The sequence below is a fragment of the Kocuria sp. NPDC057446 genome, assembly GCF_042802875.1.
Taxonomy (GTDB): Bacteria; Actinomycetota; Actinomycetes; order Actinomycetales; family Micrococcaceae; genus Kocuria.
In genome coordinates this window covers 1-2,896 of record NZ_JBHVDI010000252.1, presented here as the reverse complement: position 1 = coordinate 2,896, position 2,896 = coordinate 1, and the positions used below count along the sequence as shown (strand labels likewise).

Sequence of the window (2,896 nt, the reverse complement as noted above, 5' to 3'; positions counted from 1 at the left end):
CGGCCGGGGCGGGCGGGCGGCTCAGGCGTCGACGACGACGACCGTCACGAGCGGGGCCCGCCGGTAGGCGCGCTCGAGGTGGCGGGAGACGGTCTCGGCGATGATCGCCTCGAGCTCGTCCAGGTCGGCGACCTTGGAGGTCGCCGGCCGCGCCAGGGCGTTCTTCACCTTGTCGGCGGCCCCGTCGAAGACGTGCTCGTCGTGCACGAAGCCCTTGGCGAGGAACTCCAGCGGCTCGGCCAGCGCGTTGGTGTCGGCGTCGACGATGGCCACGACCGTGACCACCCCGCCCTCCTGCAGCAGCCGCCGCTCCACCAGGGTCTCCTCGGTGACCTTGCCCACGGTGTGGCCGTCCACGTAGACCAGCCCGGCCTCCACCCGGCCCGAGATCCGGGCCCTGCCGTCGACGAGGTCGATGACGGTGCCGTCCCGGCCGATCAGCACGTTCTCCGGGTCCACGCCGGTGCGGATCGCCAGCTCGGCGTTGGCGTGCAGGTGCTTGGACTCCCCGTGCACGGGCAGCACGTGGGTGGGCTTGACGATGTTGTAGCAGTAGACCAGCTCCCCGGCCGAGGCGTGCCCGGAGACGTGCACCTTGGCGTTGCCCTTGTGCACGACCTTCACGCCGAGGTCGGTGAGCTTGTTGATGATCCCGTAGATCGCGTTCTCGTTGCCCGGGATCAGCGAGCTCGCCATGAGCACCGTGTCCCCGGGGTTGAGCTGGATCTGGTGGGTCTCGTTGGCCATCCGCGAGAGTGCGGCCAGCGGCTCGCCCTGGGACCCGGTGCACACCAGGGTGACCTTCGCGTCGGGCATGGAGGCGAGCTTCTTGAAGTCGACCACCAGTCCGCGCGGGATCTTCAGATAGCCCAGGTCCCGGGCGATGCCCATGTTCTTGACCATGGACCGGCCCACGAAGGCGACCTTGCGCCCGTGGGCGTGGGCGGCGTCCAGGACCTGCTGGATCCGGTGGACGTGAGAGGCGAAGCTGGAGACGATGATCCGCTTCGGGGCGGTGGCGAAGACCTGGTTGATCGCCGGGGTCAGCTCCTGCTCGGAGGTGGTGAAGCCGGGGACCTCGGCGTTGGTGGAGTCGGTGAGGAACAGGTCCACGCCCTCGTCGCCCAGCCGGGCGAAGTGGCGCAGGTCGGTGATCCGGTCGTCCAGCGGGAACTGGTCCATGCGGAAGTCGCCGGTGTGCAGCACCAGCCCGGCGTCGGTGCGGATCGCGACCGCCAGGCTGTCCGGGATGGAGTGGTTGACGGCGACGAACTCGCAGTCGAACGGGCCCGCCCGGTGCCGGTCGCCGGCCTCGACGTGGACCGTCTTCGGCGTGATCCGGTGCTCCTTGAGCTTGGAGGTGATGAACGCCAGGGTCAGCTCGGAGCCGATCACCGGGATGTCCGGGCGCTCCTTGAGCAGATAGGGCACCCCGCCGATGTGGTCCTCGTGGCCGTGCGTGAGCACGATGCCGACGATGTCGCCCAACCGGTCCCGGATGGAGGTGAAGTCGGGCAGGATCACGTCGATGCCCGGCTGGTGCTCCTCGGGGAACAGCACTCCGCAGTCGACCACGAGCAGCTTGCCGGCGTGCTCGAAGACGGTCATGTTCCGGCCGATCTCGCCCAGGCCGCCGAGCGGGGTGATCCGCAGCCCGCCGGAGGGCAGCGAGGGCGGGGACTTGAGCTTGCGGGAGGAGTTGGTCAAAGTATTCCGCTTTCGTCGTGGGGTGTATCGAGGTCGCGCGGACGGCTCTCGTCGAGCCGGGGCCGCTTGCGGGGCCGGATTGCCCCGAGAAGTCTGGAACAACTCTAACGTCGGGTCAGGGTGTCGGGGGACCGCGGGGCGGCGCGGGGCGGCGCGGGGGAGGGGCGGAGCGCTCGGGCGGGGCGCCCGGAACAGCCGGTCACCGGTCACCGCCTGCGCGGGAGGGGGAACCGGTCCAGGTCCTGGGCGGCCAGCACGACGGCTCCGCCCGCGCGGGCCCGGGCCTGCTGCGCGAGCCCGGAGACGTCGGGGTACCGGGACGAGAAGTGGGTGAGGACGAGGGTGCCGACACCGGCGGCGCCGGCCAGCGCACCGGCCTGGCCGGCGGTGAGGTGACGGTACCGTGCGGCGAGGTCGGCGTGGTCGTCGGCGAACGTGGACTCGGCCACGAGCAGGTCGGCCCCGTCGGCGAGCTCCTCGGCGCCCCGGCACGGCGCCGTGTCCATGACGAGGGCGAAGCGCTGTCCTGCGCGCCGGGTGCTCACGTCCTCGAGGGGCACCCCGGCCAGCCGCCCCTCCCGCTGCAGCCGTCCGACGTCCGGGCCGGTGATCCCGGCGGCCGCGAGCCGGTCCGGCAGCATGGTGCGGCCGTCGGGCTCCGCGAGCCGGTAGCCGTAGGTCTCCACGCGGTGGTGCAGCGGCCGCACCTCCAGTCCCGGCGCCACCGTCCCGCCGCTTCCGTGCGGGTGCAGGCGCAAATCCGTGCCGGGGCTCGCGAGGGACACGAGCGCGCGGACCACGTCCTCGCCGGAGGCCGGGTAGTGCAGGTGGACCGGGTGCGCCACGCCGTCGAGGACCATGCGCGAGAGCACCCCGGGGAGCCCGTAGCAGTGGTCGCCGTGGACGTGGGTGAGGCAGATGTGCGTGATGCGGGAGACCGGGACGCCGGCGCGGATCAGCTGCCGCTGCGTGCCCTCGCCGGGGTCGAAGAGCAGGCCCTCGCCGTCCCACTGCAGCAGGTGTCCGTTGTGGTTGCGGGTCCGCGTGGGGACCTGGGAGGCGGTGCCGAGGACGACGAGCTCACGCATGGGACCGAGTGTGCCATCCGGGGGTGTCCTGCGCGCCCGGGGCCGTCCGGCGCGGGCGCCGCAGGACCGGCGGACCGCCGGCGCGCCCCGCCCGGGAGGCG

2 protein-coding genes are annotated in these 2,896 nt (G+C 72.4%); both read right to left on the bottom strand.

All coding sequences use genetic code 11. The features are described from left to right. Window positions 1-21: 21 nt before the first annotated feature. Window positions 22-1,707 (bottom strand): ribonuclease J, encoded by a 1,686-nt coding sequence (locus ACFU0Y_RS17750; RefSeq protein WP_380216222.1) that lies wholly within the window; start codon window positions 1,705-1,707, stop codon window positions 22-24. Window positions 1,708-1,913: 206 nt separating this feature from the next. Beyond that, window positions 1,914-2,795: a ribonuclease Z gene (locus ACFU0Y_RS17745; protein ID WP_380216220.1), complete on the bottom strand. Its 882-nt coding sequence runs from the start codon at window positions 2,793-2,795 to the stop codon at window positions 1,914-1,916. Window positions 2,796-2,896 lie beyond the last annotated feature (101 nt).